Below are 26,796 nucleotides of genomic sequence, written 5' to 3'. Positions count from 1 at the left end.
CGGTCCGGAGAGGGCTGTGACGCGCGGATGCACAACAGACGTGTTCGTTCCGAGGGGAATTCCCGTCAGGTCTTCGGCCGGGACGCGGCAAGCGGCGGATCGAGGGAACGCGAACGGAGTGCGGTTCGGCGATCGCGACATCCTGCGTGCATGTCCTCGACGCCGGTGGTCACCTCACTTCTTGATCGAGCGCCGAATGGCTTTCGCCCGCCGCACCACCTTGCGTGCCGTGGAATTGTGCGGCAGGAACGCCAGCCGCTCCGGGATGCCGCCGGGCAGGCCGAGCGAGGTCAGCCGGCGCTTCTTGAAGTACCGCCGGGTGCGGGCGTTCAGGTTGTCCCGCAGGTACTCCTCGGCCGCCGGCCGCAGCTCGGGCAGGATCTTGGGCTGCATCGCGAATCCGACGGCCCGCACCAGCGCGGCGAGGGCGTCGGTGTCCAGGCCCTGCCGCCCCTCCGTGACGGCGGCCGCCTCGGACGGCTCGGGCAGCAGCGCGTCGACGATGGTGACCGGGACGCGGTTGCTGTTCTCGTACGGCGTCAGCCGGTCCAGCAGCGTCTCGGTGCCGACCCGGGCGACCGGCAGCCCGTACAGCGCGGAGGCGGTCAGCAGGGCCGTGGAGAAGCAGCCCACGACCAGTGCCGGATGCATCCGCCGGTACAGCACCTCGGCGAGGACCGGCGTCTCCACCACGGTGAGGTCGACGCCGAGCTTCTCCGCCTCCTGCTCCAGGGTGCGGGTGAAGCGGGCCGGGGCCGTGGGGTGCGGTTTGAAGACCACGCGGGTGTGCCCGAGACCGACGGCGCCGGTCAGCATGGTCACGTGCAGGCTCTCCTCCTCCTCGGCGGAGAGGATGCCCAGCGCCGACAGGTACTGGCCGAGCAGCACCGCGGGCCGCTCCACGTCCGGCAGGCCGGCGCCGGTGTCCGCCAGCTCGGCCAGCACCTTGACGAACGCCTCGGTCGGCACGATCTCCGCCCCGACACCGAACTCGGTCAGCAGCAGCGGCTCGAGGCCAGGTACCAGGTCGAGGTGGAGCAGCCGCTCCACCCGCGTGCCGACCAGCGGGTCGAGCTTGTTGCGGGTGGGGCCGTAACTCATCAGGCCGTCGGCGTAGACGGTCAGGGGCGCGTCGGTGAAGATCTCCGCGACGCCGAGCGCGGGGTGCACCTGGATCGACTCCACGGCGAGTGCCACGTCGTCGTCGCCGATTCCCCAGGCCAGCCGCAGATACCGCTCCCACATGGGCGCGTCCTCCACCCGCGGGGACCAGCCGCCGGGGTGGAAGGGGAAGATCGCCTCGTTCCACGACACCACGTCGTCGAACCGCGTCCGCAGCTGTTCGAACCCGGGCATCTCGTCCACGGAAGGCGTCGTCTCGGGCGTCGCCGCGTTGTTGGAGACCAGCAGGATCCGCCGGTCGGCCGCGTCGAAGCAGCCGGAGTCGAGGGCGGCGGCGAGGGTGGCCGTGCCGTACAGCGTGGACGCCAGGAAGATCTGCGTGGTCACGCGGCCACCTCCGTGGCCGGCACCGCACGGCGGCGCAGCCGGCGCAGCCGGGTGGCGCGCTCGGCGTCCATCGAGCCGAGCACCTCGTCGAGCGCGTCCTGCGGCATCCGCCGCAGCGCGGCGGCGCTCAGCACCTTCAGTTTGCGGGCCACGGCGGGTTCGAACCTTTCGATGGAACCGAGATGGTGGGAAATGATCGCGCAGTACGTGCGTACGGCCTTCGGCAGCAGAATCGCCGCGTCGGCGTCCTCGGCCGCCCCGGCGACGACCTCGTCGAAGGCGCGGATGAAGTCGAGCTGGCGGACGTCCCCGATCTGGGTGAGCGAGGACGCCACCCCGCGCCGGTAGAAGACGCCGAGCAGCCCGGTCACCGCGAAGGACTCCGCCTCCCGGTGCAGCTTCCAGATCCACGGCCGGTCCTCGGCCGTGCGCAGCCCGTCGGTGAAGTGCAGCAGACCGCGCTCGACCAGCCGGCGGTGGTAGATGCCGGCCCACGCGTAGGCGTAGTCGACGGAGGTGGACCGGTGCGCGGGCAGGATCGCGTCGCGCGGGCGCAGCGGCACGTTGCGGCGGCCGTGCGGCACCCGGTGCACGACGCGGGCCCGCGCCGTGCACTGGACGTGGTCGGTGCGTACGAAGTCGCAGCCCAGCTCCTCGATCGCGGCGACGAGCCGGTCGTAGTAGCCGGGGGCCAGCCAGTCGTCACCGTCCAGGAAGGTCACGTACTCGCCGCGCGCCCGCTCGATGCCGGTGTTGCGGGCGGTGGCCAGGCCGCCGTTCCGCTCGTGTCGGACCAGCACCGCCCCCGGCAGCTCGGACTCGGCCCGCGCGAGGAGGTCCACGGTCCCGTCCGACGAGCAGTCGTCGACGAGAATGAATTCGAAGTCGTCCCGCGCGTTCGCGCGCAGACTCCGCAGGGTGTCGGGTGCGTATTGCCGCACGTTGTAGAACGGCACGATGACGGAGAGCTTTGGCACGTGACCGACGTTAGGCGGCGGCCCGGCACCCGGCTTTACCTGAACCTTGACACGGGGTGAATGAGGCATGGCGAAGCCGTGAAGCGCATGCTGTTCCGGACGTCCGGCGGCCCGATTCGCCATTCGGCGATGTGCTGTTCACCGTTTGTTGGATTCCAATTGGGCGGCTCCTAGAAATGGCTTCCTAGCGTCTACGACGTGCCAGCAAGTGCAACGAAGGCCCTGCGCGTCGCCGTCCTGGCGGACTCCGACACCCGGTGGAAATGGGGCGCGCTCACCGCGACCCGCATCTCACCCGGGGCTCCCGAGAACCCGGACATCCGCCTGGACGGCTACCTCCTGCGCGGCCGAGCCACCCCCACCCCCCGCCAGCTGCGGGAAGTCGGCGTCACCGCGGACTCGCTCCGCGAGGTGACCGCCGCCGAGTTCCTGCGGGCGATGGGCGGGGCGACGGACGACGAGCCCTACGACATCGTCGTCCTCGCCCTGGTCGGCGGCGGCGTCCAGGCGATGCTGCACGGCCTGGGCCGGGTCTGGGAGAACCGCGCCGAACGGCCCGTCGTCGTCACCGGCTACGTCGGCGTCGTCTACGAGAAGCTCGCCGACGGCCTGCTGCTGCGCCACGGAGCCGACCTCGTCCTCGCCAACTCGCGCCAGGACGCGGACCGCTTCCGGAGCGTGTACGAGGGTGTCGGCGCCGACGCCGCCGCGGTGACCGAGGTCGCCCTGCCCTTCCTGGGCGGAGCCTCCTACCGGGGGGAGCCCGGCGACGGGGAGCGCCGCTACACGGTCGTCTTCGCCGCCCAGCCCTCCGTGCCGGACAGCCGCAAGGACCGCACGTACCTCCTCGAACGGCTGATCCGGCACGCCCGCCGGCACCCCGAGCGGGACGTGCTGCTCAAGCTGCGCTCCAGGCCGGGCGAACACACCACGCACATCGAGGAGCTGCCCTACCAGAAGCTGGTGCAGCGGGCCGACCCGCCGCCCAACTTCCGTCTGGTCTACGGGCACATGGGCGAGGTCCTCGACCGCACCGACCTGCTGGTCACCGTCAGCTCCACGGCGGCCCTCGAATCCCTGCACCGCCGCATCCCCACGGTCGTCCTGACCGACCTGGGCGTGCGCGAGGCGCTCGGCAACCACCACTTCGTCGGCTCCGGCTGCCTCGCCTCCTGGGACCAGCTCGACGAGGGCCACCGCCCGGCGCCGGACCCCGAGTGGGTCGCCCGGCAGGGCGTGGCGGCGGACGGCGGTTACGAGACCGCCTTCGACGAGGCCCGCAAGCGCATCGCGGGCCTGCTCGGCCGCCCCGGCGGCCTGCCCCCGATCGCCCCGTACTACACACCGGTCACCGCCCCCGGCTACCTCCCCGGCATCCTCGCCCGCCACCACCTCGCCCCCGACGGCACCCCGCTGCCCGGCGCGCCCGCCGCCGACAAGGCACCCGGCCCGGTCCGGCAGGTGGTGCGCCGCGCGGCCCGCGGCGCCTACCGGCACGGCGTCCAGCGGGTCGCCCCGGTGATCCGGCGCATGGGGGAGCTGTGACCGCCCCGAACCGTTCCCGAGGAGTACAGCCCATGTCCCAACCGGAAGCGGGCCGGGGCGCCGACGTGCGCCGCGTGCTCGCCGTGATCCCCGCGCGCGGCGGCTCCAAGGGCGTGCCCGCGAAGAACCTCGCGCCCGTCGGCGGGGTCCCCCTGGTGGCCCGGGCGGTACGCGAGTGCCGGGCCGCCCGGCTGGTCACGGACGTCGTGGTCTCCACCGACGACCAGGCCATCGCCGCCGCGGCCCGGGAGGCCGGCGCCGAGGTCGTGCTGCGGCCCGCCGCCATCGCCGGGGACCTGGCCACCTCCGAGGCCGCCGTGCTGCACGCCATGGACACCCACGAGGCCCTGCACGGCGCGGCCGTGGACGTGGTGCTGCTCGTGCAGTGCACCAGCCCGTTCATCGTCCGCGAGGACATCGACGGGGTGGCCGGCGCGGTCGCAGAGGGCGGCGCGGACACGGCGGTGACCGTGGCCCCGTTCCACGGCTTCGTGTGGCGGGACGGCGCGGACGGGACCACCGGGGAAGCGGAAGGCGGCTTTGGCGTCAACCACGACAAGTCGTACCGCCCCCGCCGCCAGGACCGCCCGCAGGACCTGCTGGAGACCGGCGCCGCCTACGCCATGGCCGCACCCGGCTTCCGCGAGCACCGGCACCGCTTCTTCGGCCGCACCGAACTGGTCCGCACCGACCCGGCCCGCGTCCTGGAGATCGACGACCCGCACGACCTGGCCCGCGCCCGCGCCCTGGCGCCCCTCTTCGACGCCTCCCGGCCCGGCGCCCTTCCGACCGCCGAAGACATCGACGCGGTCGTCCTCGACTTCGACGGCACCCAGACCGACGACCGGGTGCTGATCGACTCCGACGGACGGGAGTTCGTCTCCGTGCACCGCGGCGACGGCCTCGGCATCGCGGCCCTGCGCCGCAGCGGACTGACGATGCTGATCCTGTCCACGGAGGTGAACCCGGTCGTCGCCGCCCGCGCCCGGAAGCTGAAGCTCCCGGTGCTGCACGGCATCGACCGCAAGGACCTCGCACTCAAGCAGTGGTGCGAGGAGCAGGGCATCGCGCCCGAGCGCGTGCTCTACGTCGGCAACGACGTCAACGACCTCCCGTGCTTCGCCCTCGTCGGCTGGCCCGTGGCGGTCGCCAGCGCCCACGACGTCGTACGCGGCGCGGCCCGCGCGGTCACCACCGCATCCGGCGGTGACGGTGCGATCCGGGAGATCGCCGGCTGGATCCTCGGCCCCTCGCTCGACTCCCCCGACTCACCCGACTCCCTCGAACTCCCCACGCTCACCCAGTCCAAGTAAGGAAGCCCCCCGCCATGAGCACCAACTCCCGCATCCGCGCCTTCGGTTCCCGCGAGGCCGGCCCCGGCCGCCCCGTCTACATCACCGGCGAGATCGGCATCAACCACAACGGTGAGCTCGAGAACGCCTTCAAGCTGATCGACGCCGCCGCCGAGGCCGGCTGCGACGCGGTCAAGTTCCAGAAGCGCACCCCCGAGATCTGCACCCCGCGCGACCAGTGGGACATCGAGCGCGACACCCCCTGGGGCCGGATGACGTACATCGACTACCGCCACCGTGTGGAGTTCGGCGAGGACGAGTACCGCCAGATCGACGAGTACTGCAAGACCAAGAACATCGACTGGTTCGCCTCCCCGTGGGACACCGAGGCCGTCGCCTTCCTGGAGAAGTTCGACGTCCCCGCCCACAAGGTCGCCTCCGCCTCGCTGACCGACGACGAGCTGCTGCGCGCCCTGCGCGCCACCGGCCGCACGGTCATCCTCTCCACCGGCATGTCCACCCCGAAGCAGATCCGCCACGCGGTCGAGGTCCTGGGCAGCGACAACATCCTGATGTGCCACGCCACGTCGACGTACCCGGCGCAGGCCGAGGAGCTCAACCTCCGCGTCATCAACACCCTCCAGCAGGAGTACCCGAACGTCCCGATCGGCTACTCCGGCCACGAGACCGGCCTGCAGACCACCCTCGCCGCCGTCGCCCTCGGCGCCACCTTCGTCGAGCGCCACATCACCCTCGACCGCGCCATGTGGGGCTCCGACCAGGCCGCCTCCGTCGAGCCGCAGGGCCTGACCCGCCTCGTCCGCGACATCCGCACCATCGAGGCCTCCCTCGGCGACGGCGTCAAGAAGGTCTACGACTCCGAGCTCGGCCCCATGAAGAAGCTGCGCCGCGTCACCGGCGTCGTCGCCGAGGCGGAGATCGCCGCCGCCGCGGGCGAGCCGGTCACGGTCTGACACCCGGCCTGACACCCCCACCACGCCCTCACCACGGGACGGTCGTACGCCGATGAGCCCCCGCGCCGGGAATGCCGGCCCCCGCACTCTCGCCTTCGTCGAGAGCCCGGTACAACTGCTGAACGTGCTGGAGTGGGCGCACACCCGCGCACCCGGCGCGGAGCTCACCCTCGTGGTCCTCTCACCCGTCGACCCGATGACCCGCGGCCAGCTGCGCCGCATGTCCGAACTGGCCCGCAAGGAGGGCCACGAGGTCCGCTGGGAGGAGGCGAGGGGCGGCGCCGCGGCCCCCTTCCGCACGGTGGGCGGCCTGACGTCCGTCCTCCGCCACGCGGACCGGATCGTCATGGGCGACCCGTTCTCCCGCTACGTACAGCTGCTCCTCACCATCACCCGCGCCCGTGACCTGGTCGTCGTCGACGACGGCACGGCCACGATGGAGTTCGTCACCCAGCTCGCCCACGGCGAACGCCTGGTCCGCTGGCACCGCAAGGGCAGCCGCCCCGGCCCCCGCGACCTGCTCTTCGCCCCGGTGTCCGGGGCCGCCCGGCGCCGTCTGACCCCCGCCCGGGGCCGCCGCGTGGAGGTCTTCTCCTCCATGCCCATCGAGGAGACCCCGGACGGCGTCACCGTCACCGCGAACGACTTCGCCTGGACCCGGGCCCGCTTCGGCCCGCCCCGCATCACCAAGGGCGCCGACATGGTCGGCACCTCCCTGGTGGAGACCGGCGTGGTCGACGGCGACCGCTACATGGACGCCGTACGCGGCCTGGCGAAGGCCCACGGGGCGGCCCGCTACTTCGCCCACCGCCGCGAGAGCACCGAGAAACTCCACCGGCTGGCCGTGGAGACGGGCCTGGAGATCGTCCGCCCCGACCTCCCGCTGGAACTGATCGCCCGCCGCGGCCCGATCGGCCGCACCGTCCTCAGCTTCCCCTCCACGGTCGTCCACACCCTCCCCCTGGCCCTGGCCGGCACCGAGGTCCGCGTCGCCGTCTGCGACATCGACCCGGCCTGGCTCACCGAGTCCGCCTCACCGCGGGCCCGGGGGTTCCTTTCCGGCGTCACGGGGTCGGCACGGGACGTGCACCGGCTGTCGGCGGTGGCGGGCACCGCGTAGTCCCGTCCCCGTGCCGCGGCCGGGCGGGACACCCGCTTCCGGGGTGCCCGCCCCGCGGCGCCGCAGCCGGTGCCGTCCCGGCGAAGCTCAGGCGCCGGCCTCGTACTGGCCGACCTCGATGAAGTGGCGCAGCGCTTCCGGGGAGCCGTCGTCCAGGGCGGCGTTCGCCGCCGCGCGCAGGGCGTCGCTGATGCCGGGGTCGGCCAGCATGCGAGCGATCGTCACGCTGTCGTCCTCGGCCCGGGCGAGACGGAGCCCGGTCTCCAGGAACGCGCGCACCGCCTCCGGGCTGCCGTCGTCGAGGGCCTCGTTGGCCTCACGGATGACGGCCTTGCCGCTGTCGGGGTCGCCGAGGAGCCGGGCGATGGCGACGCGGTCGTCCTCGGCCTGGGCGAGGCGGTACCCGGACTCGAGCCAGGCGCGCATCTCTTCCGGGTTGCGGTTGTCGAGGAGTTCGTTGGCCTCCTGGATCACGCGCCGGCCGCTGTCGGGGTCGGCGAGCGTCCTGGCGATGGCGACGGCGTCGTCCTCGGCCTGGGCGAGGCGGTACCCGGTCTTGAGCCAGGCGCGCATCTCGTCCACGGTGGCGTCGTCGAGGAGCTCGTTGGCCTCCTGGATCACGCGTCGGCCGCTGTCGGGGTCGGCGAGCGTCCTGGCGATGGCGATGCGCAGGTCGTCGGCGTCCATCTCGTCGTAGGGGGAACCCGTGTCCGCCGCCGCTGCCGCGGCCGACGGTATCGGGGTGGTGGCGAAGGAGGGGGTGGAGAGCAGCAGGGCCGGGGCGAGAGCACCGGCGGCCACGGCGAGAGCCACGCGGGACAGTCTCATGGAGTCAACCACCTTGGGTCGTGGGCATGTTGTGCGACGTGAGCATTGTGTCAAGGAGAGGCAGGCCGGGGGACTGCATGGATCATGCAGTCTTCACAGGTTCTTCATTGCCGACGGGCCGTGGGCGCGGGCCCGCTACGGAACGACACCCGGTACGGAACGACACCCGGTACGGAGCGCCACCGGTAGGGAGCGCCACCGGTAGGGAGCGGCCCGGCACGGAGCGACCCCGGCGCCGGCCTCTGGCGCCGGCCGGGCCGTGATCACCGTGCCGCCCCACTGGAACAGGGCCGCGACCGGCACCGTCACGGCGCGCGTGGGGCGGTCGTCGCGTGGTACCCGTGTCCCAGGCGGGTGCCGGTGAGCGGTTCGGACCACTCCCGGTGAATCTCTCAAGATCGGCTCGGTCGGAAAGGCGGGCGAGTTTACCCAAGCGAGTCGATTGCTATGCGTAGGGCAGCCGCGATTTCTTACCCTAACGGGCTGAATTTTTGTTGATCGTGGGTCCACCGGTCGCTCGGGCGCCCTACTCTGCAAAGGGTGAAAGCGTTGATGTCCCCAGAGTCCGAGGCCGACACTCCCGGTGAGTCCGCGCTGCCCGGCGCGCTGCCCGAGGCGCTGCGCGCGGAGCTCGTGGCCTTCCGCCGCGACCTGCACATGCACCCCGAGCTGGGCAACCAGGAGTTCCGCACCACCGCCGCGATCAAGGAACGGCTGGAGAAGGCCGGCCTCAAGCCGCGCGTACTCCCCGTCGGAACCGGGCTCGTCTGCGACATCGGCACCGGCACCGACTCGGGACAGTGGTCCGGAGGACCGCGCATGCTCGCCCTGCGGGCCGACATCGACGCCCTGCCCATCCCGGACACCAAGAGCGAGTGCCCGTACCGCTCGCGCGTACCGGACCGTGCCCACGCCTGCGGACACGACGTGCACACCACCGTCGTCCTCGGCGCCGGACTGGTGCTCGCCGCCCTGCACGAACAGGGCCTGCTGCCCCGGCCCGTACGGCTGGTCTTCCAGCCGGCGGAGGAGGTGCTGCCCGGCGGAGCCGCCGACGCCATCGAGGGCGGCGCGCTCGACGGGGTGCGCCGCATCCTCGCCGTGCACTGCGACCCCCGGGTGGACGCCGGGCGGATCGGGCTGCGGGTCGGCCCCATCACCTCCGCCTGCGACCGGCTGGAGGTCGCCCTGAACGGCCCCGGCGGACACACCGCCCGCCCGCACCTCACCACCGACCTGGTCACCGCCGCCGCCCGCGTGGTCACCGACGTCCCCCCGCTCGTCGCCCGGCGCGTGGACAGCCGCAGCGGGCTCGCCCTGACCTGGGGGCGGGTCGAGTCGGGCCACGCCCCGAACGTCATCCCGCAGCACGCCGAACTCGCCGGGACCGTGCGCTGCCTGGACCTCGACGCCTGGCGGCAGGCACCCGACCTCGTGGTCGGCGCCATCGACGAGATCGCCAACCTGTACCGGGCCAAGTCCGAGATCACCTACGTGCGCGGCGTGCCCCCGGTCGTCAACGAGGTCACCAGCACCGAACTGCTCCAGGCCGCCATGGTCGCCCGGCGCGGCACCGAGACCGTGGAGAACACCGAGCAGAGCCTCGGCGGTGAGGACTTCTCCTGGTACCTGGAGCAGGTGCCCGGCGCCATGGCCCGCCTCGGCGTCCGCCCGCCCGGCGAGCGCACCATCCGTGACCTGCACCAGGGCGACTTCGACGTGGACGAGCACGCCATCACCGTCGGCGTGGAGATGTTCACCGCGGCCGCGCTGATCGACGCCGTGCAGTAGCCGTGCCGTGCCGTAGCCACGTCGTGCGGTAGTCACGCCGTGCGGTAGTCACGCCGTGCGGTAGCCGCGCCGTGCGGTAGTCACGCAGGGCGCAGCGGCCCGTCGCGGTTGCGGCCGTGGCGGGCCGGGGCCACCCTGATGCACAGGCCCCGAGGTCACGCGGCACGCCTCGGACACCCCCGGCAACAACCCGCGGCACGAATGGGTAACGGCCCCGCGGAACCCCGTTCCCAGGAGTTTCTACGCGCGTTAATGTGCGCCGAACCGAGCGCCCGCTGCGGGGCTTTGGAGAATGGGGAGCTTCAGATGCGTCGGACATCGAGACTGACCCGCGCCGCGGTGGGGGCCGCGTCGCTCGCACTCGCCGCCACGGCCTGCGGCGGTACCAGCGGCGAGAGCGGCGGCGACGGCAAGGACGACAAGGGCCTCGCCATCGCGTACGACATCGGCGGCAAGGGCGACCAGTCCTTCAACGACGCCGCGTACGCGGGTCTGGAGCGGGCGAAGAAGGAGTTCGGCTACACGACCGCCGACATCGAGCCCACCGAGGGCGAGACCGACGCCGACAAGGAGCAGCGCCTCGCCTCGCTCGCGAAGCAGGGCTACAACCCGGTCATCGGCGTCGGCTTCGCCTACGGCCCGGCGATGAAGGCCGTCGCGTCGAAGCACCCGGACGTCACCTTCGGCATCGTGGACTCCGTGGTCGAGGGCGAGAACGTCGTCTCCCTCGTCTTCGCCGAGAACGAGGCCTCCTACCTCGCGGGCGTCGCGGCGGCCAAGGCCACCAAGACCAACACGGTCGGCTTCGTGGGCGGTGTCGACGTACCCCTGATCCACAAGTTCGAGGCCGGCTACAAGCAGGGCGTCACGGACACCGACCCCAAGGTCAAGGTGGTCTCGCAGTACCTGACGCAGACCGCGGAGGAGGGCGGCTTCTCCAGCCCCGACAAGGGCCGGGCCGCCGCCGAGGGCCAGATCGAGAAGAAGGCCGACGTCGTCTACCAGGCGGCCGGCCTCTCCGGTCAGGGCGTGATCGAGGCCGCCGCGAAGGCGAAGGTCTGGGCGATCGGCGTCGACTCCGACCAGTACCGGCAGGAAGCCCTCGCCGCGTACAAGGACCACATCCTGACCTCGGCCCTGAAGGACATCGACGGCGCGGTGTACGCCCTGGCCAAGTCGGTCGAGGACGGCAAGCCGCTGACCGGCACCCAGACCTTCGACCTCGAGTCCGACGGCGTGGGCCTGTCCGACAGCAACCCGAAGTACGCGGAGGTGCCGGGCCTGACGGACGCCGTGGCCAAGGCCAAGGCGGGCATCATCGACGGCTCCATCAAGGTCAAGACCGAGTAGACCGGCGCGGCACGGAACCGAACGGAGCGGGCGGGCACCCACGGCGCCCGCCCGCTCCGGCGTGCCACGCACCGCCGCCCCCCACCGCCGCCCCCCACCCATGCCGGCCACCACCGCTCGCTGCCGGACGCCTCCCGCATGTCGGCCGCCGTGGCTCGCTGCCGGACGCCTCTCGTACGTCGGCCACTGCGGCTCGCTGCCGGACGCCTCCCCCGTGTGTCGGCCACCACCGTTCACCGCCGGACACCCTCCGCATGCCGACCACCACCGCTCACCGCCGGGCACACCCGCGCACACGCCCCCGGCGTCACCCTCCGCCACCCTCCGTTTGCGTCCGGCAAGCCCCCGGCCGCCGCCGGGCCCCCGTCCGTGGCGCCTTGCTCACGGGCGCATAACAAGGTGGACAGAAGGGGTTTTCAGGCAGGTCTACGCGCGTTAATCTGCGGCGAAGCCAGCGCCGTAGCCGAACCGTCCGGCGCTTTGTACGACAGGAGCACCAGACATGCGCCGGATTTCCCGGATCACGGTCGCAGGCGCAGCGACCGCCTCCCTGGCCCTCGCCCTCTCCGCCTGCGGTGGCACCTCGACCTCCTCCGGGTCGGAGTCCAAGGGCGACAAGGGTCTCGCCATCGCGTACGACGTCGGCGGCAAGGGCGACCAGTCCTTCAACGACGCCGCGTACGCGGGCCTCGAGCGGGCGAAGAAGGAGTTCGGCTACGAGACGGCCGACGTCGAGCCCACCGACGGCGAGACCGACGCCGACAAGGAGCAGCGCCTGGTCTCCCTGGCCAAGCAGGGCCACAACCCGGTCATCGGCGTCGGCTACGCGTACGCCGCCGCCCTGAAGAGCGCCGCGGAGAAGTACCCGGACGTCACCTTCGGCATCGTGGACGACGCGACGATCGAGGCGAAGAACGTCGCCGACCTCGTCTTCAACGAGGAGCAGGCCTCCTACCTCGCCGGTGTCGCCGCCGCCAAGAGCACCAAGACCAAGACGGTCGGCTTCGTGGGCGGCGTGGACATCCCGCTGATCCACAAGTTCGAGGCCGGCTTCAAGCAGGGCGTCACGGACACCGACCCCAAGGTCAAGGTGGTCTCGCAGTACCTGACGCAGACCGCGGAGGAGGGCGGCTTCTCCAGCCCCGACAAGGGCAAGACCGCCGCCGAGGGCCAGATCGAGAAGAAGGCCGACGTCGTCTTCGCCGCGGCCGGTCTGTCCGGTCAGGGCGTGATCGAGGCCGCCGCCGCCAACAAGGTCTGGGCGATCGGCGTCGACTCCGACCAGTACAAGCAGGACGCCCTCGCGAAGTACAAGGACTACATCCTGACTTCGGCCACGAAGGACGTCGCGAAGGCGGTGTACAACCTCGCGAAGTCGGTCGAGGACGGCAAGCCCGAGACCGGTATCGTTCGGGGCGATCTGAAGTCCGGCGAGGTCGGCCTCTCGAACTCCAACCCGAAGTTCGCGGACAACGCCGAGCTCCAGGCAGCCATCGAGACGGCCAAGGAGAAGATCGTCAGCGGCGAGATCAAGGTCAAGAGCAGCTGAGCAGCAACACCTCGAACAGCGTGTAACCGCGGTGGTCGCACCGCTCGACGGGGTACGGGGAGGACGCCTCCGGGGCCCTCCCCGTACCCCGTCGTGTCGATGTGCCGCCGCCGCTTTTAGATGCCGTAGGGGCGCTACGCGCGTAGACGGCCCCCGTCCCCAGGAGAGTGCGCCATCAACGCGTCCAGCAGCCCTCCGGCCGGAGCGGCGGTCAACGAATCGGTGACCGCCGTCGAACTCGCCGGGATCACCAAGCGTTTCCCCGGTGTCGTGGCCAACCACGACATCCACCTGACCGTCCGCAAGGGCACCGTCCACGCCCTCGTCGGCGAGAACGGCGCCGGCAAGTCGACCCTGATGAAGATCCTCTACGGCATGCAGAAGCCGGACGAGGGCACCATCGCGATCGACGGCGAGCAGGTCGCCTTCTCGTCGCCCGCCGACGCCATCGCCCGCGGCATCGGCATGGTCCACCAGCACTTCATGCTCGCCGACAACCTCACGGTCCTCGAGAACGTGGTCCTCGGCAGCGAGAAGCTGTACGGCATCGGCGCCAGGGCCCGGCGGAAGATCAAGGAGATCTCCGAGCGGTACGGCCTCGGCGTGCGCCCCGACGTCCTCGTCGAGGAACTCGGCGTCGCCGCCCGCCAGCGCGTGGAGATCCTCAAGGTCCTCTACCGCGGCGCCCGCACCCTCATCCTCGACGAGCCCACCGCCGTCCTGGTCCCGCAGGAGGTCGACGCGCTCTTCGACAACCTGCGCGAACTGAAGGCCGAGGGCCTGTCGGTCATCTTCATCTCCCACAAGCTGGGCGAGGTCCTCTCCGTCGCCGACGAGATCACCGTCATCCGGCGCGGCACCACGGTCGGCACCGCCGTCCCCGCCGAGACCACCCCGCGCCAGCTCGCCGAGCTGATGGTCGGCAGCGAGCTGCCCACCCCGGAGACCGCCGAGTCCACGGTCACCGACCGCGAGGTCCTCGCCGTCGACAAGCTGCGCCTCGCGGCCCCCGGCGGCAAGGCCCTGCTCGACGACATCACCTTCACCATCCACGCCGGCGAGGTGCTGGGCATCGCCGGCGTCGAGGGCAACGGCCAGACCGAGCTGGTCGACGCGCTCATCGGCCTGCGCCACGCCGACTCCGGCACCATCCGCTTCCTCGACGAGGACATCACCGCGCTGCCCACCCGCAAGCGCCGCGAGCAGGGCGTCGGCTACATCCCCGAGGACCGCCACCGCCACGGCCTGCTCCTGGAGTCCCCCCTCTGGGAGAACCGCATCCTCGGCCACGTCACCGAGAAGCCCAACAGCAAGGGCGTCTGGCTCGACCCCAAGGGCTCCCAGGAGGACACCCGCCGCATCGTCGAGACGTACGACGTCCGTACCCCCGGCATCGACGTCACCGCCGCCTCCCTGTCCGGCGGCAACCAGCAGAAGCTGATCGTCGGCCGCGAGATGAGCCACAAGCCGCGCTTCCTCATCGCCGCCCACCCCACCCGCGGTGTGGACGTCGGCGCGCAGGCCGCGATCTGGGACCACATCCGCGAGGCCCGCCGCGAGGGCCTGGCCGTGCTGCTGATCTCCGCCGACCTGGACGAGCTGATCGGCCTGTCCGACACCCTCCGGGTGATCTACGACGGCCGGCTGGTCGCGGACGCCGACCCGGCCACCATCACCCCCGAGGAGCTGGGCTCGGCGATGACCGGCGCCGCCTCCGGACACCTCGAACACGAAGAGACCCCGGCCGACGGCGGCCCGGGCGCGGAAGACGAGGCCCGCTGATGAAGAAGTTCGACAAGGAGCGCGTGCTCCTCGCGGTGGCCGGACCGGTCATCGCACTCGCCGTGGCCTTCGTGCTCAGCGCGATCGTCCTGATCGCCTCGGGCAAGAACCCGGTCGAACCGTTCGCCCTGATGTTCGAGCAGGCCGGGTTCTCCGACATCCAGGTCCTGATCATCAACCAGGCGTCGATGTACTACATCGCGGCCCTGGCGGTGGCCATCGGCTTCCGGATGAACCTGTTCAACATCGGCGTCGACGGCCAGTACCAGCTCGCCGCCATGATGGCCGCGATCGTCGGCGCCCACGCGAACCTCCCCGCCTTCCTCCAGATCCCGCTGCTCCTGCTGACCGCCGTCCTCACCGGCGCCTTCTGGTCCGGCATCGCCGGCGTCCTCAAGGTCACCCGCGGCGTCAGCGAGGTCGTCGCGACGATCATGCTGAACGCCATCGCGACCTCCGTCATCGGCTACCTGTGGCTGCCCGACGTCTTCGGCGTCAAGATCGGCAACAACAACACCACCGGCGAGATGCACGAGTCCGGCTGGATCCCCGGCATCGACATGGGCGCGGCCGGCGAGATCTACGGCCTGGTGATCCTCGCCGTCCTCCTCGGCATCGGCTACTGGGTCGTCCTCAACCGCACCCGCTTCGGCTTCGACCTGCGCGCCTCCGGCGCCTCCGAGTCCGCCGCCGCGGCCAGCGGCGTCAACCCCAAGCGCATGGTGCTCACCGCGATGCTCCTCTCCGGCGGCCTCGCCGGTCTCGCGGGCCTGCCGATCCTGCTCGGCGACACCCACACCTACAGCCTCAACTTCCCCACCGGCATCGGCTTCCTCGGCATCGGCATCGCCCTGCTCGGCCGCAACAGCCCGGTCGGCATCGCCTTCGCCGCCCTCCTGTGGGCCTGGCTCGACAAGGCCTCGCCCGAGCTGGACTTCCACGGCTACGACAAGGAGATCGCGGTCATCATGCAGGGCCTGATCGTCCTCTCCGTCGTCGTCTCCTACGAGGCCGTCCGCGAGTGGGGCCTGCGCCGCCAGCAGCGCCGCGTCGGCGCCGAGCTGGCCGCCGGACACGTCCTCGGCGCCACCGACAACACCAAGAAGGAGGTGGCCGGCCGATGACCACCGCGACCGACCTCAACCAGCCCACGCTGGAGCACGGGGCACCGGCCGGCCGCCGGATCTCGCTGCCCGTCCTGCTGCTGATCATCGCCGGTGCCCTGGCACTGACCTCCATCGTCCGCCTGATCACCGGCGCCAACGGCATCACCAACGTCAGCCAGATGTCCACCGCGCTCCAGCTCGCCGTGCCGATCGGCCTCGCCGGTCTCGGCGGCCTGTGGGCCGAGCGCGCGGGCGTCGTCAACATCGGTCTCGAGGGCATGCTGATCCTCGGCACCTGGTTCGGTGCCTGGGCCGGCTTCCAGTGGGGCCCGTGGACCGGCGTCCTGATGGGCATCGTCGGCGGCGCGCTCGGCGGCCTGCTGCACGCCATCGTGACGATCACCTTCAACGTCAACCACATCGTCTCCGGCGTGGCCATCAACATCCTCGCCCTCGGCGCCACCCGCTACCTGGCCCCGCTCGCCTTCGAGGGCCACCAGGGCGGCTCCGCCAAGCAGTCCCCGCCGGTCGACTCGCTGGGCCACTTCTCGGTGCCAGGCCTCTCCGACGGCCTGGAAAGCCTCAACGACCAGCACTGGTTCTTCGTCTCGGACATCGCCGGCCTGCTCGGCGGCCTGGTCACCGGCGTGTCCTGGCTGACCCTGATCGCCGTCGCGCTGATCCCCGCCAGCTGGTACATCCTGTGGCGCACCCCGTTCGGCCTCCGCCTGCGCTCCTGCGGCGAGAACCCGGTCGCCGCCGAGTCCCTCGGCGTCAACGTCTACAAGTACAAGTACCTCGCCGTGATCATCTCCGGCGGCCTGGCCGGCCTCGGCGGCGTCTTCCTCTCCATCGTCGCCAACCCCTTCTACCTGGAGGGCCAGACCAGCGGCCGCGGCTACATCGGCCTCGCGGCCATGATCTTCGGCAACTGGATGCCGGGCGGCCTCGCCATCGGCGCCGGCCTCTTCGGCTACACCGACAGCCTCAACCTGCGCGGCGGCTCCGCCAACGTGCACGCCCTGCTGCTGCTCGGCGCGCTGCTGCTGATCGCCGGCGCCATCTGGCTCGCGATCCGCAAGAAGTACGTCAAGGCCGCGATCACGGTGGTCGTCGGCGCCCTCGTCTTCGCCTGGTACGCCACCACCGACGACGTGCCCAACCAGGTCGTCTCCGCCACGCCGTACGTCATCACCCTCGTCGTCCTCGCGCTGTCCGCCCAGCGGCTGCGCATGCCCAAGGCGAACGGCATGCAGTACCGGAAGGGGCAGGGCAAATGACCGACGTCGACTGGGGCGCGCTGCGCACGGCGGCCCGCGAGGCGATGGCCCGGGCCTACGCCCCGTACTCCGGGTACGCCGTCGGCGCGGCCGCCCTGGTCGACGACGGCCGCACCGTCACCGGCTGCAACGTGGAGAACGCCAGCTACGGCATCGGCCTGTGCGCCGAGTGCGGCCTCGTCTCCCAGCTCCAGCTCACCGGCGGCGGCCGGCTCACGCACTTCGTCTGCGTCGACGGCCACGGCGCGGTCCTCGTCCCGTGCGGCCGCTGCCGGCAGCTGCTGTACGAGTTCGGCGGCCCGGAGCTGCTGCTGGAGACCCCGGCGGGGGTGCTCCCGCTGTCGGAGATGCTCCCGCAGGCCTTCGGCCCCGACCACCTCACCAAGTAACACCCGCAACCCCGTAAGGAAAGCCAGGTATGGCCATGGACGTCATCTCCGTCATCCGCACCAAGCGGGACCGCGGCGAACTCAGCGGTGAGCAGATCGACTGGGTCGTCGACGCGTACACGCGCGGCGCGGTGGCCGACGAGCAGATGTCCTCGCTCGCGATGGCGATCCTGCTCAACGGCATGAACCGCGGCGAGATCGCCCGCTGGACCGCCGCGATGATCGCCTCCGGCGAGCGCATGGACTTCTCGTCCCTGTCCCGCCCGACCGCCGACAAGCACTCCACGGGCGGCGTCGGCGACAAGATCACCCTGCCGCTCGCCCCGCTGGTCGCCGCCTGCGGCGCGGCCGTCCCGCAGCTCTCCGGCCGCGGCCTCGGCCACACCGGCGGCACCCTGGACAAGCTGGAGTCCATCCCCGGCTGGCGCGCCCTCCTCTCCAACGAGGAGATGCTGAACGTCCTGGACGGCGTCGGCGCGGTGATCTGCGCGGCCGGTGACGGCCTCGCCCCCGCCGACAAGAAGCTGTACGCCCTCCGGGACGTCACCGGCACGGTCGAGGCGATCCCGCTGATCGCCTCCTCCATCATGTCGAAGAAGATCGCCGAGGGCACCGGCTCCCTGGTCCTGGACGTGAAGGTGGGCTCGGGCGCCTTCATGAAGACGATCGAGGACGCCCGCGAGCTGGCCTCCACGATGGTCGGCCTCGGCACGGACCACGGCGTGAAGACCGTCGCCCTGCTCACGGACATGGCCACCCCGCTCGGCCTCACGGCGGGCAACGCCCTGGAGGTCCGCGAGTCGGTCGAGGTCCTGGCCGGCGGCGGCCCCTCCGACGTGGTCGAGCTGACCCTCGCCCTGGCCCGCGAGATGCTGGCCGCGGCCGGCCTGCCGGACGCCGACCCGGCGAAGGCCCTCGCCGACGGCTCCGCGATGGACGTCTGGCGCCGCATGATCGCGGCCCAGGGCGGCGACCCGGACGCGGCCCTGCCCACGTCGAAGGAGCAGCACGTCGTCAAGGCGGGCGCCGCCGGCGTCCTGACCCGCCTCGACGCCTACGACATCGGCGTCGCCGCCTGGCGCCTGGGCGCGGGCCGCGCCCGCAAGGAGGACCCGGTGCAGGCCGCCGCAGGCGTCGAACTCCACGCCAAGCCCGGCGACACGGTCACCGAGGGCCAGCCCCTCCTGACCCTCCACACCGACACCCCGGACCGCTTCGAGTACGCGCTCGCGGCGGTGGAGGGTTCCTACGACGTGGCTCCGGCGGGCACGGACTTCACCGCCTCGCCGGTGGTGCTGGAACGCATCGCCTGACCAGGGGTTTCCTCGATCGGGTGAACGGGACCGGTGGACCTCCACCGGTCCCGTTCGGCATGCTGGGATCGGTGACGCACCGATAGGAGAACCGCCGGTGCGACACGAAGTCGCTCCACCCAAGTGGATGGCCTGTACGAGGAAAGAAGGTCATGAGCAGGTCATCCCGGACCAGTGTCCAAGGGCCGTTCCCACTTCCGCATGCGTCGCTGGCAACGGCGGGGTGTGAAGCCGGAAGCGCAAGCCCAAGAGCGGCACGGCCATCGGACCGCAACAGGCGGGGGGAAGGCCGGACGGGCTAATGAAAATGAACCCTTGACGACATCTCGTAACTCCTGTGCCGCGTTGATGGTGAGCTGTCGGCGGCAGACAGGCCCTGGCGCGGAAGAGCGCACGACGACCCCAGAGGATTGGCGCCGAAGGGGGAGGACACCGTCGGGCCCGGGATTAAGAGGGAGCCCACCCCGGTCGCATCTTGTGGGAGCGGAACGTGGAAACCCCGTTGGAGTCCGGGAGCGATCCCGGTAAGCCGGAGGCAACGAAGGACCAAGTCTCCAGCGGGACAGGATGATCCGAGAAGCGAACGCCGACAGGGCGAAAGCCCAGAGGAAAAGGACGTGGAGACCTCAGCCGCGTCCCATAACTCGTCGGACACGAGGCGATGCCTCGGCCCGAAAGGGAGCCCACGCGGATCAGGTGGGCCCGTGAAGAAGAACTGCGAAGAGACCCGAACCGAAGGGCAAGTTGGATGCCGAAGGAAGGTGTGGCAGTGACCGCCGTGGCGGCGATGCCTCCCACGACGGCGAACGGACCGGAGGACCACGCCCAGGCCTGGCACAGCATCGACTGGGCCAAGGCAGAGGCGTCGGTACGGCGACTGAGGTAGCGCATCTTCACAGCCGCGCAGGAAGGGGACCTGAAGAAGGTCCGAAACTTGCAGAAGCTCATGCTGCGCTCCCACTCGAACACGCTCGTAAGCGTGAAGCGGGTGACGCAGCAGAGCACAGGCCGTCGGACGGCCGGGATCGACCAGGAACGTGCGCTCACTCCGAACGCGCGAGGACGGCTCGCCGCTGAAATCACAGCGGAACGCTCGCCTGGAAAGCCCCTGCCCGTCCGGCGTGTGTACATTCCCAAAGCCAACGGAAAGCGGCGCCCCTTGGGAATTCCAGTCATCCGTGACCGGGTCCGCCAGGCCCGCGTCAAGAACGCACTGGAACCCGAGTGGGAAGCCCGGTTCGAACAGCGAAGTTACGGCTTCCGCCCCGGCCGGGGCTGTCATGACGCGATCGGCGCCATCTTCAATATCGCAGGCCAGAAACGGGCCAAGCGGTTATGGGTGCTCGACGCTGATCTGACAGCGGCGTTCGACCGTATTTCGCACGACCACCTGATGAGTCTCATCGGTACCTTCCCAGCGCGGGAAGCGATCCGGGGGTGGCTCAAGGCGGGAGTGATGGAATGCGGACGGTTTTCACCCACCGATGAGGGAACCCCTCAGGGTGGTGTGATCAGCCCGTTGCTGCTCAACGTGGCCTTGCACGGCATGGAAACGGCGGCCGGGCACCTCACAGAGGGACGTTCCCACAAGTCCCGAAGAGATGCTCCGGTCCTGGTCCGGTACGCAGATGACTTCGCGGTGTTCTGCCACAGCGAAGACGAAGCGCACCGGGTCAAGGAGCAGCTGGCTGTCTGGATGGCCCCGCGCGGGGTCGCCTTCAACGAGGAGAAGACATCGGTCCTCCACCTTGAAGAAGGCTTCGACTTCCTCGGGTTCAACATCCGGCGGTACAGCGGGACTCTGCTGATCAAGCCGAGCAAGGCGGCTGTGAAGAGGGTCCGGGAACGACTCCGCAGTGAAGTGATCGGCCTGCGAGGGGCGAACGCTGGAGCCGTGGTGAGGAGGCTCAACCCGATCATCAAGGGGTGGGCCACCTACTACCGGACGGTGGTGTCCAAGGAGACCTTCAAGTCCCTGGACTTCTACGTGTGGACGCTCACGCAGAAGTGGGTCAAGCACTCCCACCCGAACAAGCCGAAGAGCTGGCGACTGGCCAAGCACTACGGCGTCTTCAACTCGACCCGGAAGGACCAGTGGGTCTTCGGTGACCGGGACACCGGCACCTACCTCTAACAGTTCAACTGGACCAGGATCGTCCGGCACGTGATCGTCAAGGAACGCAACTCACCTGACGATCCATCGCTGGCCGAGTACTGGGCGAACCGCCGACGCAAAAGGATGCCCGGGACCGCCGACAGGTGGACCATCACCCTCGCATCCCGTCAGAAGGGGATCTGTCCGCTGTGTGAACAGCCCCTGATCCCCGATGCCGAGTACACACCGGACAACCCGCGCGAGTGGGCCGCGTGGTTCTCGGCATCGATGAAGCCGCTGCACAAGCACCACTTCATCTACCGGCGCGACGGCGGCTCGGACGAGCGGACGAATCTTCGCCTCGTACACGCCGACTGCCATCGCCAGCACCATGCCGGCGACCACAGAAGGGCCGAGCGAGATGACCGACCCGCGTGACTCCAGGGGCCCGCTTGAGCCGGATGCGGTGAACAGCCGCACGTCCGGTTCTGAGGGGGCCGGAGGGCGGCAACGCCCTCCGGCTACCCGACTGAGCGCACTCACTGTGAGCCAGGAGCCCGACCAGAACTGGGACGACCTCGTCCGGTTCTGGGAGGAGATGGAATGGCCCGAGGGCAGCAAGGTGGAGATCATCGAGGGGATCATCACCGTGTCACCTGCTCCGGGATTGCCGCACAACGTCATCGCCGCGCGCATCCATCGGCGACTGCACACGGTGATTCCCGAGGAGTGGGAGGTCTTCCAGACGTTGGCGATCGCCGTTCCGTCCCGCTTGGGGATGCTCATCCCGGACATTGTGGTGGCTCAACTGCCCGACCACACCGAGTCCGACACCCACATCCCCGCCGCCCTCGCCGAACTCGTGGTCGAGGTCACCTCCAAGTCCAACGCCCGGCACGACCGCATCAGCAAGCCCGCCGCCTACGCCACCGCGGGCATCCCCCTCTACCCCCTCGTCGACCGCTGGGCCCCCGGTGGCCCCACCGCCACGCTCTACGGCGAACCGAAGGGCGACGTCTACCGGGTGCTGAGCGCCGCCAAGTTCGGGGACCCCCTCAGGCTGCCCGCCCCCTTCGACCTCACGATCGACACCAGCGAGTTCCCCGAGTCCTGACTACCCCAGCACCGCCGCCACCCCCACCAGCACCGGCACCGAGACCACCGTCGACACCAGGATCGCGTCCCGCGCCAGCCGCTCGCCCACCCCGTACGTCGACGCGTAGGTGTACAGGTTCTGCGCCGCGGGCAGTGCTGACGTCACCACCACGTCGAGGAGTTGGGCGCCCCGCAGTCCGAAGACCCCCGACGCCAGCGCCCAGGCCACCGCCGGCTGGCCCACCGTCTTCAGCGCCACCGCCAGCAGCACCGGCCGCCGTTCCACGCCCCGCAGCGGCATCGTGGAGCCGCACAGGCCGATGCCGAAGGCCAGCAGGACCGCCGGGACCGACATGTTGCCGATCAGGGTCAGCGGGTCCATCACCGGGGCCGGTACACGCAGCCCGCTCGCTGCCACCGCTACGCCCGCCAGCGAGCCGACCGCTATCGGATTGCGCACCGGCGTCAGCAGCCGCCGCCACAGCGGGCCCTTCCCGCCCCCGCCCGACAGGTCCAGGAGCGTCACCGCCACCGGCGTCACCAGCACCAGCTGGAACAGCAGGACCGGCGCCACCAGCGAGGCGTCGCCCAGCACGTACACGGCGATCGGGATACCGAGGTTGCCGGAGTTGACGTAACCGGAGCACAGCGCGCCGATCGTCGTCCGGCCCACGCCCCAGCCCCGTACGACACCCACCGCGACGAAGACCCCGGCCACCGCGGCCGTGGACAGCGCCGTGACCAGCAGGCGGCTGGAGAAGACCACCGACAGGTCGGCGGTCGCCAGCGTGGTGAACAGCAGGGCCGGCGAGGCCACATGGAAGGCGAGCTTCGTCAGGACCTCGCGCCCCTGGGGCCCGAGGTGGCCCCGAAGACCGAGCACGTAACCGGCGGCGATGACGACCGCGATGACCGCAAAGCCGGTCAGTACCCCTTGCACGGCACCTCCCCGCCGAGCGGACGGACCTGGTGGGGCATGGCGGGGGGAGGGGATGCGTGGGGCATACAGCAAACCCTCCGGGCAGGGGCGTGCCCAGGTCAATGTGATCTCTGATGGTGGGCACCGATGAGTTCCCGGCCCGCCCCGGGTCTACCGCACGTGGACGCCGTGACACCCGCCGTACTCGTGCTGCCGGGGCCCGTCTCCCGAGGGGAGACACCCCGGCTCTGTGCCGAGGTGCGCGCACTGCTGGAAACCACCCGGGCCGGGGTGGTCGTCTGCGACGTCGGCGGGCTGGGACCGCCGGGGCTCGCCGTCGTCGATCTGCTGGCCCGCCTGGAGCTCACGGCCCGGCGGGCCGGGGGCCGGATCCGGCTGCGCGACCCCGACCCCGCCCTGCACGCCCTACTGGACCTCGTCGGCCTCCGCTTCGAGACGGAGCGGCAGGTCGAACAGCGGGAACCACCGCTTGGTGTCGAGGAAGCAGTGGAACCCGGTGATGCGGCCGTCTGAGATCTCCAGCACCTGGACCGCCCAGGGGGCATAGCCGCCCGCTTCCTCGTCCGGCTTGTAGTGCGCGAAGGCCGGCAGCCCATTGGCCTGGACCGGCACCAGCCGCGAGTTCGCGCACGCCGCGCCGAGCGTCGTCATGAAACCGGTGATGTCCGCCGGACCGGACAGCCACAGGTCGAACGGCGGCATCGTCATCACGGCGTCCTCGTGCAGCAGCGCCGTCAGCGCCGTCATGTCGTAGCCCTCGAAGGCCGCGACATAGCGCTCCAGCAGCTTCTGCTGCTCCTCGTCCAGCGGGTCGGACACCGCCGCGCCGTCGCCCCGCTCCTCCCGCTCGGCGAGGGTCGCGCGGGCGCGCTGCAGGGCGCTGTTGACCGACGCGACCGAGGTGCCGAGCAGCTCGGCGACCTCGCTCGCCCTCCACGCCAGCACCTCGCGCAGGATCAGCACCGCCCGCTGCTTGGGCGGCAGCTGCTGCAGCGCGGCCATGAAGGCGAGCCGCACCGACTCCTTGGCGACGGCGGCCTCGGCCGGGTCGGCGGTCGAGGGCAGTACGCGGGCGTCCGGCATCGGCTCCAGCCAGGTGCTGTCCGGGCGGGGGGACAGGGCGGCCCGGGCGAGGGGCGTCGAGTCCGTCAGGTCCATCGGGCGGGCCCGTTTGTTGCCCGCGGTCAGCATGTCCAGGCAGACGTTGGTCGCGATCCGGTAGAGCCAGGAACGGAGGCTGGAGCGGCCCTCGAACTTGTCGTAGCTCCGCCAGGCGCGGACCAGGGTGTCCTGGACCGCGTCCTCGGCCTCGAAGGAGGAGCCGAGCATCCGGTAGCAGTACCCCGTCAGCTCGACCCGGTGCTTCTCCAGCGCGGAATCCAGCTCCGTCGTCACGGTGCCGTTGGTCATCGTCCACCCACCCCTGTGGCGTCCCTTCGTGCGCGTCTTCGCGCCTCGCACTTCGGAAGCTACCGCAGCGGACTGACAATGGCCTGTGCAGTCAGGAAACGCGCAGGTCAGCGAGGCATGCTCAAGGCGCGCACCGGCGTGCCCCCCGCCTGCCGCCGCGCCGCGAGCGAACCGAGCGCCGTGATCGCCACGACGCCCAGCACCGCCAGCAGCCCGACCCCGACCGTCCCGGCCCAGCCTCCGGAGTGGAAGGCCATCGCGCCGACCGTGCTGCCCGCGCTGGAGCCGACGTAGTAGGCGGACTGGTACAGCGCCGAGGCCTGGGCGCGGCCGTGCGTGGCGGTCTTGCCGACCGCCGAGGAGGCCACCGCGTGCCCGGCGAAGAAGCCCGCCGTGATCAGCACCAGGCCCAGCAGGACCAGCGGCAGGGACGGGGCGAGGGAGAGCAGCAGCCCCGCCGCGGTCGTGGAGCCGCCCAGGTACAGCGCGCCGCGGCGGCCGAGGCGGCCCACCAGCCGGCCCGCCGTGGACGCCGACACCGTACCGACCAGGTAGACCAGGAAGATCGAGCCGATGAGGCCCTGCGGGAGCGAGAACGGCGCCTCCGCCAGGCGGTAGCCGATCACCGTGTAGACGCCGCCGAACACCGTCATGAACAGCGCGCCGATCGCGTACAGGCGGCGCAGCAGCGGGTCGGCGAGGTGGCCGCGGACCGTGCGGACCAGGACGCGCGGGCGCAGCGAGCCCGGCGTGAAGTGCTTCGGCGCGGGCAGCAGCAGCCGGAAGGCCACCGCGCACGCCACCGCCACCACGCCGATCACGCCGACGGCGACCCGCCAGCCCCACTCCTGGGCGACCCAGCCGGTGATGACCCGGCCGCTCATCCCGCCCACGCTGTTGCCCGCGACGAACAGGCCGATGGCGGTGACCAGCGCCCGCGGGGTGACCTCCTCCGCCAGGTACGCCGTCGCCGAGGCCGGCAGTCCGGCCAGCGCCGCGCCCTGCACCGCGCGCAGCGCGACCAGCGCCGGCAGCGACGGGGCGAAGGGCACCAGCAGTCCGACCGTCACCGCGACCGCCAGCGACGCCGTCATGACCGTGCGCCGTCCGAAGCGCTCCGACAGCGCGCTCATCGGCAGGACGAACACCGCGAGGCCACCGGTCGCGGCGGCCACCGTCCAGCTCGCGTCGCCCGCGGTGACGCCCATGTCGCCCGAGATCAGCGGCAGCAGGGCCTGGGTGGAGTAGAGGAGGGCGAAGGTCGCGACGCCCGCGAGGAAGAGGGCGAAACTCATCCGGCGGTAGCCGGGGCCGCCCGGGATCATGCGCGAGTCGCGGGTCTCGGAGGCGTCGGAGACGGATGCAGCGGCGCCCACGGTGGTGGACGCCCCGGTATCGGCGGGAGTCATACCGGGACCGTACGAAGCCCGCGACTCATCCGTCCAATGCATGGAATGGCCATAATCGTTCCCATGGTGCATCAGCAGAGCTCACAGGCCCGCCTGTCACCTTCCGGTGACACAGAAGACATCGTCGCGCTGCTCGCGCCCCGCCTCGCGCACTTCGCCGGCGTGGCCCGCACCGAGCACGTCACCCGGGCCGCCCAGGAGATGAACGTCCCTCAGTCGACGCTCTCCCGCGCCCTCGTCCGCCTCGAAGCGGACCTGGGCGTCGACCTGTTCGTGCGCCGCGGCCGCACCCTGGCGCTGACCGTCGCCGGACGCACCTTCCTCGGCTCCGTCGAACGCGCCCTCGCCGAGGTGGAGCGCGCCGCCGACGAGGTCCGCGCGGACGCCGACCCGGCCACCGGCAAGGTCGCCTTCGGCTTCCTGCACACGATGGGCGCCGAGACCGTACCCGGCCTGCTGCACGCCTTCCGCGCCGACCACCCCCGCGTCCGCTTCAGCCTCGTCCAGAACTACGGCGAGGCCATGCTGGAGCGACTGCGCGCCGGCGAACTCGACCTCTGCCTCACCTCCCCGGTCCCGGACGCCCCCGACCTGGTCGCCCGCCGCCTCGACGAGCAGAAGCTGCGCCTGGTCGTCCCCGCCGACCACTCGCTGGCCGGGCGCAGGCGCGTGCGCCTCGCCGAGGCCGCCGACGAGGCCTTCGTGACCCTGGAGCCCGGCTACGGCCTGCGCCGCATCACCGACGCCCTGTGCAAGGAGGCCGGTTTCCGGCCCAGGGTGGCGTTCGAGGGGGAGGAGGCGGAGACGCTCCGCGGTCTGGTCGCGGCGGGTCTCGGCGTCGCCCTGCTGCCGCCGCCCGCGGTGCCCCGCCCCGGCGTGGTCGAGCTGACGGTCACCGCCCCGCGCGCGGCCCGTGAGATCGGCGTGGCCTGGCTGGCGGGCCGTACGGACACGCCCCCGGTGGCGGCGTTCAAGAAGTTCCTGCTGTCGAGGAGGGGCCACCTGCTCCCCTCCTGACCCGCCACCTGCTCCCTCCTGACCC

The 26,796-nt window shown here is 71.2% G+C and carries 21 protein-coding genes and 1 pseudogene; 16 read left to right on the top strand and 6 right to left on the bottom strand.

Annotation, left to right across the window (positions count from 1 at the left end; genetic code table 11):
• Positions 1-174 precede the first annotated feature (174 nt).
• Together ACP4J0_RS03410 and ACP4J0_RS03405 are read right to left on the bottom strand one after the other, a co-directional pair.
• Positions 175-1,509 carry a polysialyltransferase family glycosyltransferase gene (locus tag ACP4J0_RS03410; RefSeq protein WP_426597101.1) on the bottom strand — a complete coding sequence of 445 codons (1,335 nt, stop codon included), beginning with the start codon at positions 1,507-1,509 and terminating at the stop codon, positions 175-177.
• Entirely contained in the window at positions 1,506-2,486 is a 981-nt protein-coding gene (locus tag ACP4J0_RS03405) for a glycosyltransferase family 2 protein (protein ID WP_426597100.1), read from the bottom strand. Before ACP4J0_RS03405 ends, ACP4J0_RS03410 begins: the two co-directional genes overlap by 4 nt.
• A 198-nt stretch (positions 2,487-2,684) precedes the next feature.
• Between ACP4J0_RS03405 and ACP4J0_RS03400 the strand changes: the two genes are divergently transcribed.
• From ACP4J0_RS03400 to ACP4J0_RS03385, 4 genes are read left to right on the top strand one after another with little or no spacing between them, the layout of a single operon-like run.
• Positions 2,685-4,031 (top strand): DUF6716 putative glycosyltransferase, encoded by a 1,347-nt coding sequence (locus ACP4J0_RS03400; protein ID WP_426597099.1) that lies wholly within the window; start codon positions 2,685-2,687, stop codon positions 4,029-4,031.
• A gap of 32 nt (positions 4,032-4,063) precedes the next feature.
• Complete coding sequence (locus ACP4J0_RS03395) at positions 4,064-5,344, top strand: cytidylyltransferase domain-containing protein (RefSeq protein ID WP_426597098.1); 1,281 nt, start codon at positions 4,064-4,066, stop codon at positions 5,342-5,344.
• 14 nt (positions 5,345-5,358) lie between these two features.
• Entirely contained in the window at positions 5,359-6,297 is a 939-nt protein-coding gene (locus ACP4J0_RS03390; RefSeq protein WP_426525673.1) for an N-acetylneuraminate synthase family protein, read from the top strand.
• Positions 6,298-6,349: 52 nt separating this feature from the next.
• Positions 6,350-7,417, top strand: a complete 1,068-nt coding sequence (locus tag ACP4J0_RS03385) for a hypothetical protein (RefSeq protein ID WP_426597097.1) — start codon at positions 6,350-6,352, stop codon at positions 7,415-7,417.
• Between the two features lie 87 nt (positions 7,418-7,504).
• Here the strand turns inward: ACP4J0_RS03385 and ACP4J0_RS03380 are convergent, their stop codons facing one another.
• On the bottom strand, positions 7,505-8,245 hold the full coding sequence (locus tag ACP4J0_RS03380) for an ALF repeat-containing protein (RefSeq protein ID WP_426597096.1): 741 nt from the start codon (positions 8,243-8,245) through the stop codon (positions 7,505-7,507).
• Positions 8,246-8,797: 552 nt separating this feature from the next.
• Between ACP4J0_RS03380 and ACP4J0_RS03375 the strand changes: the two genes are divergently transcribed.
• The 10 genes and pseudogenes from ACP4J0_RS03375 (at position 8,798) to ACP4J0_RS03330 (ending at position 22,014) form a co-directional block, all read left to right on the top strand.
• The gene (locus ACP4J0_RS03375; protein ID WP_426597095.1) at positions 8,798-10,036 is read left to right on the top strand and encodes a M20 family metallopeptidase; all 1,239 of its coding nucleotides are present in this window, start codon (positions 8,798-8,800) and stop codon (positions 10,034-10,036) included.
• A 306-nt stretch (positions 10,037-10,342) separates the two neighbouring features.
• Entirely contained in the window at positions 10,343-11,386 is a 1,044-nt protein-coding gene (locus tag ACP4J0_RS03370) for a BMP family lipoprotein (RefSeq protein ID WP_426597094.1), read from the top strand.
• A gap of 502 nt (positions 11,387-11,888) precedes the next feature.
• The gene (locus ACP4J0_RS03365; protein ID WP_426597093.1) at positions 11,889-12,935 is read left to right on the top strand and encodes a BMP family lipoprotein; all 1,047 of its coding nucleotides are present in this window, start codon (positions 11,889-11,891) and stop codon (positions 12,933-12,935) included.
• Positions 12,936-13,157: 222 nt separating this feature from the next.
• Positions 13,158-14,717, top strand: a complete 1,560-nt coding sequence (locus ACP4J0_RS03360; protein ID WP_426597092.1) for an ABC transporter ATP-binding protein — start codon at positions 13,158-13,160, stop codon at positions 14,715-14,717.
• Entirely contained in the window at positions 14,717-15,841 is a 1,125-nt protein-coding gene (locus ACP4J0_RS03355) for an ABC transporter permease (protein WP_073724795.1), read from the top strand. Before ACP4J0_RS03360 ends, ACP4J0_RS03355 begins: the two co-directional genes overlap by 1 nt.
• Entirely contained in the window at positions 15,838-17,103 is a 1,266-nt protein-coding gene (locus ACP4J0_RS03350) for an ABC transporter permease (RefSeq protein ID WP_426597091.1), read from the top strand. The genes ACP4J0_RS03355 and ACP4J0_RS03350 overlap by 4 nt, the downstream gene beginning before the upstream one ends.
• Entirely contained in the window at positions 17,100-17,492 is a 393-nt protein-coding gene (locus ACP4J0_RS03345; RefSeq protein ID WP_426597090.1) for a cytidine deaminase, read from the top strand. The genes ACP4J0_RS03350 and ACP4J0_RS03345 overlap by 4 nt, the downstream gene beginning before the upstream one ends.
• 29 nt (positions 17,493-17,521) lie before the next feature.
• Positions 17,522-18,805 carry a thymidine phosphorylase gene (locus ACP4J0_RS03340; protein ID WP_426597089.1) on the top strand — a complete coding sequence of 428 codons (1,284 nt, stop codon included), beginning with the start codon at positions 17,522-17,524 and terminating at the stop codon, positions 18,803-18,805.
• 748 nt (positions 18,806-19,553) lie between these two features.
• Positions 19,554-21,338 (top strand): annotated as a pseudogene (ltrA, locus tag ACP4J0_RS03335) (group II intron reverse transcriptase/maturase).
• 91 nt (positions 21,339-21,429) lie between these two features.
• Complete coding sequence (locus tag ACP4J0_RS03330; RefSeq protein WP_426597275.1) at positions 21,430-22,014, top strand: Uma2 family endonuclease; 585 nt, start codon at positions 21,430-21,432, stop codon at positions 22,012-22,014.
• Here the strand turns inward: ACP4J0_RS03330 and ACP4J0_RS03325 are convergent, their stop codons facing one another.
• A complete protein-coding gene (locus tag ACP4J0_RS03325) occupies positions 22,015-22,935 on the bottom strand; it encodes an AEC family transporter (protein WP_426597088.1) in 921 nt (306 codons plus the stop codon).
• Positions 22,936-23,061: 126 nt separating this feature from the next.
• Between ACP4J0_RS03325 and ACP4J0_RS03320 the strand changes: the two genes are divergently transcribed.
• Positions 23,062-23,448: an STAS domain-containing protein gene (locus ACP4J0_RS03320; RefSeq protein WP_426597087.1), complete on the top strand. Its 387-nt coding sequence runs from the start codon at positions 23,062-23,064 to the stop codon at positions 23,446-23,448.
• Here ACP4J0_RS03320 and ACP4J0_RS03315 read toward each other — a convergent pair.
• Positions 23,341-24,345, bottom strand: a complete 1,005-nt coding sequence (locus tag ACP4J0_RS03315) for a sigma-70 family RNA polymerase sigma factor (protein ID WP_426597086.1) — start codon at positions 24,343-24,345, stop codon at positions 23,341-23,343. The two genes, ACP4J0_RS03320 and ACP4J0_RS03315, sit on opposite strands and share 108 nt — an antisense overlap.
• A gap of 107 nt (positions 24,346-24,452) precedes the next feature.
• Complete coding sequence (locus tag ACP4J0_RS03310; RefSeq protein WP_426597085.1) at positions 24,453-25,754, bottom strand: MFS transporter; 1,302 nt, start codon at positions 25,752-25,754, stop codon at positions 24,453-24,455.
• 63 nt (positions 25,755-25,817) lie between these two features.
• Between ACP4J0_RS03310 and ACP4J0_RS03305 the strand changes: the two genes are divergently transcribed.
• Positions 25,818-26,771, top strand: coding sequence for a LysR family transcriptional regulator (locus ACP4J0_RS03305; RefSeq protein WP_426597084.1), 954 nt, complete (start codon positions 25,818-25,820; stop codon positions 26,769-26,771).
• Positions 26,772-26,796 lie beyond the last annotated feature (25 nt).

The organism is Streptomyces sp. WG7 (assembly GCF_049975785.1).
Classification (GTDB): Bacteria; Actinomycetota; Actinomycetes; order Streptomycetales; family Streptomycetaceae; genus Streptomyces.
The sequence above is the reverse complement of the archived record's forward strand: the minus strand, read 5'-3'. Positions and strand labels throughout refer to the sequence as shown.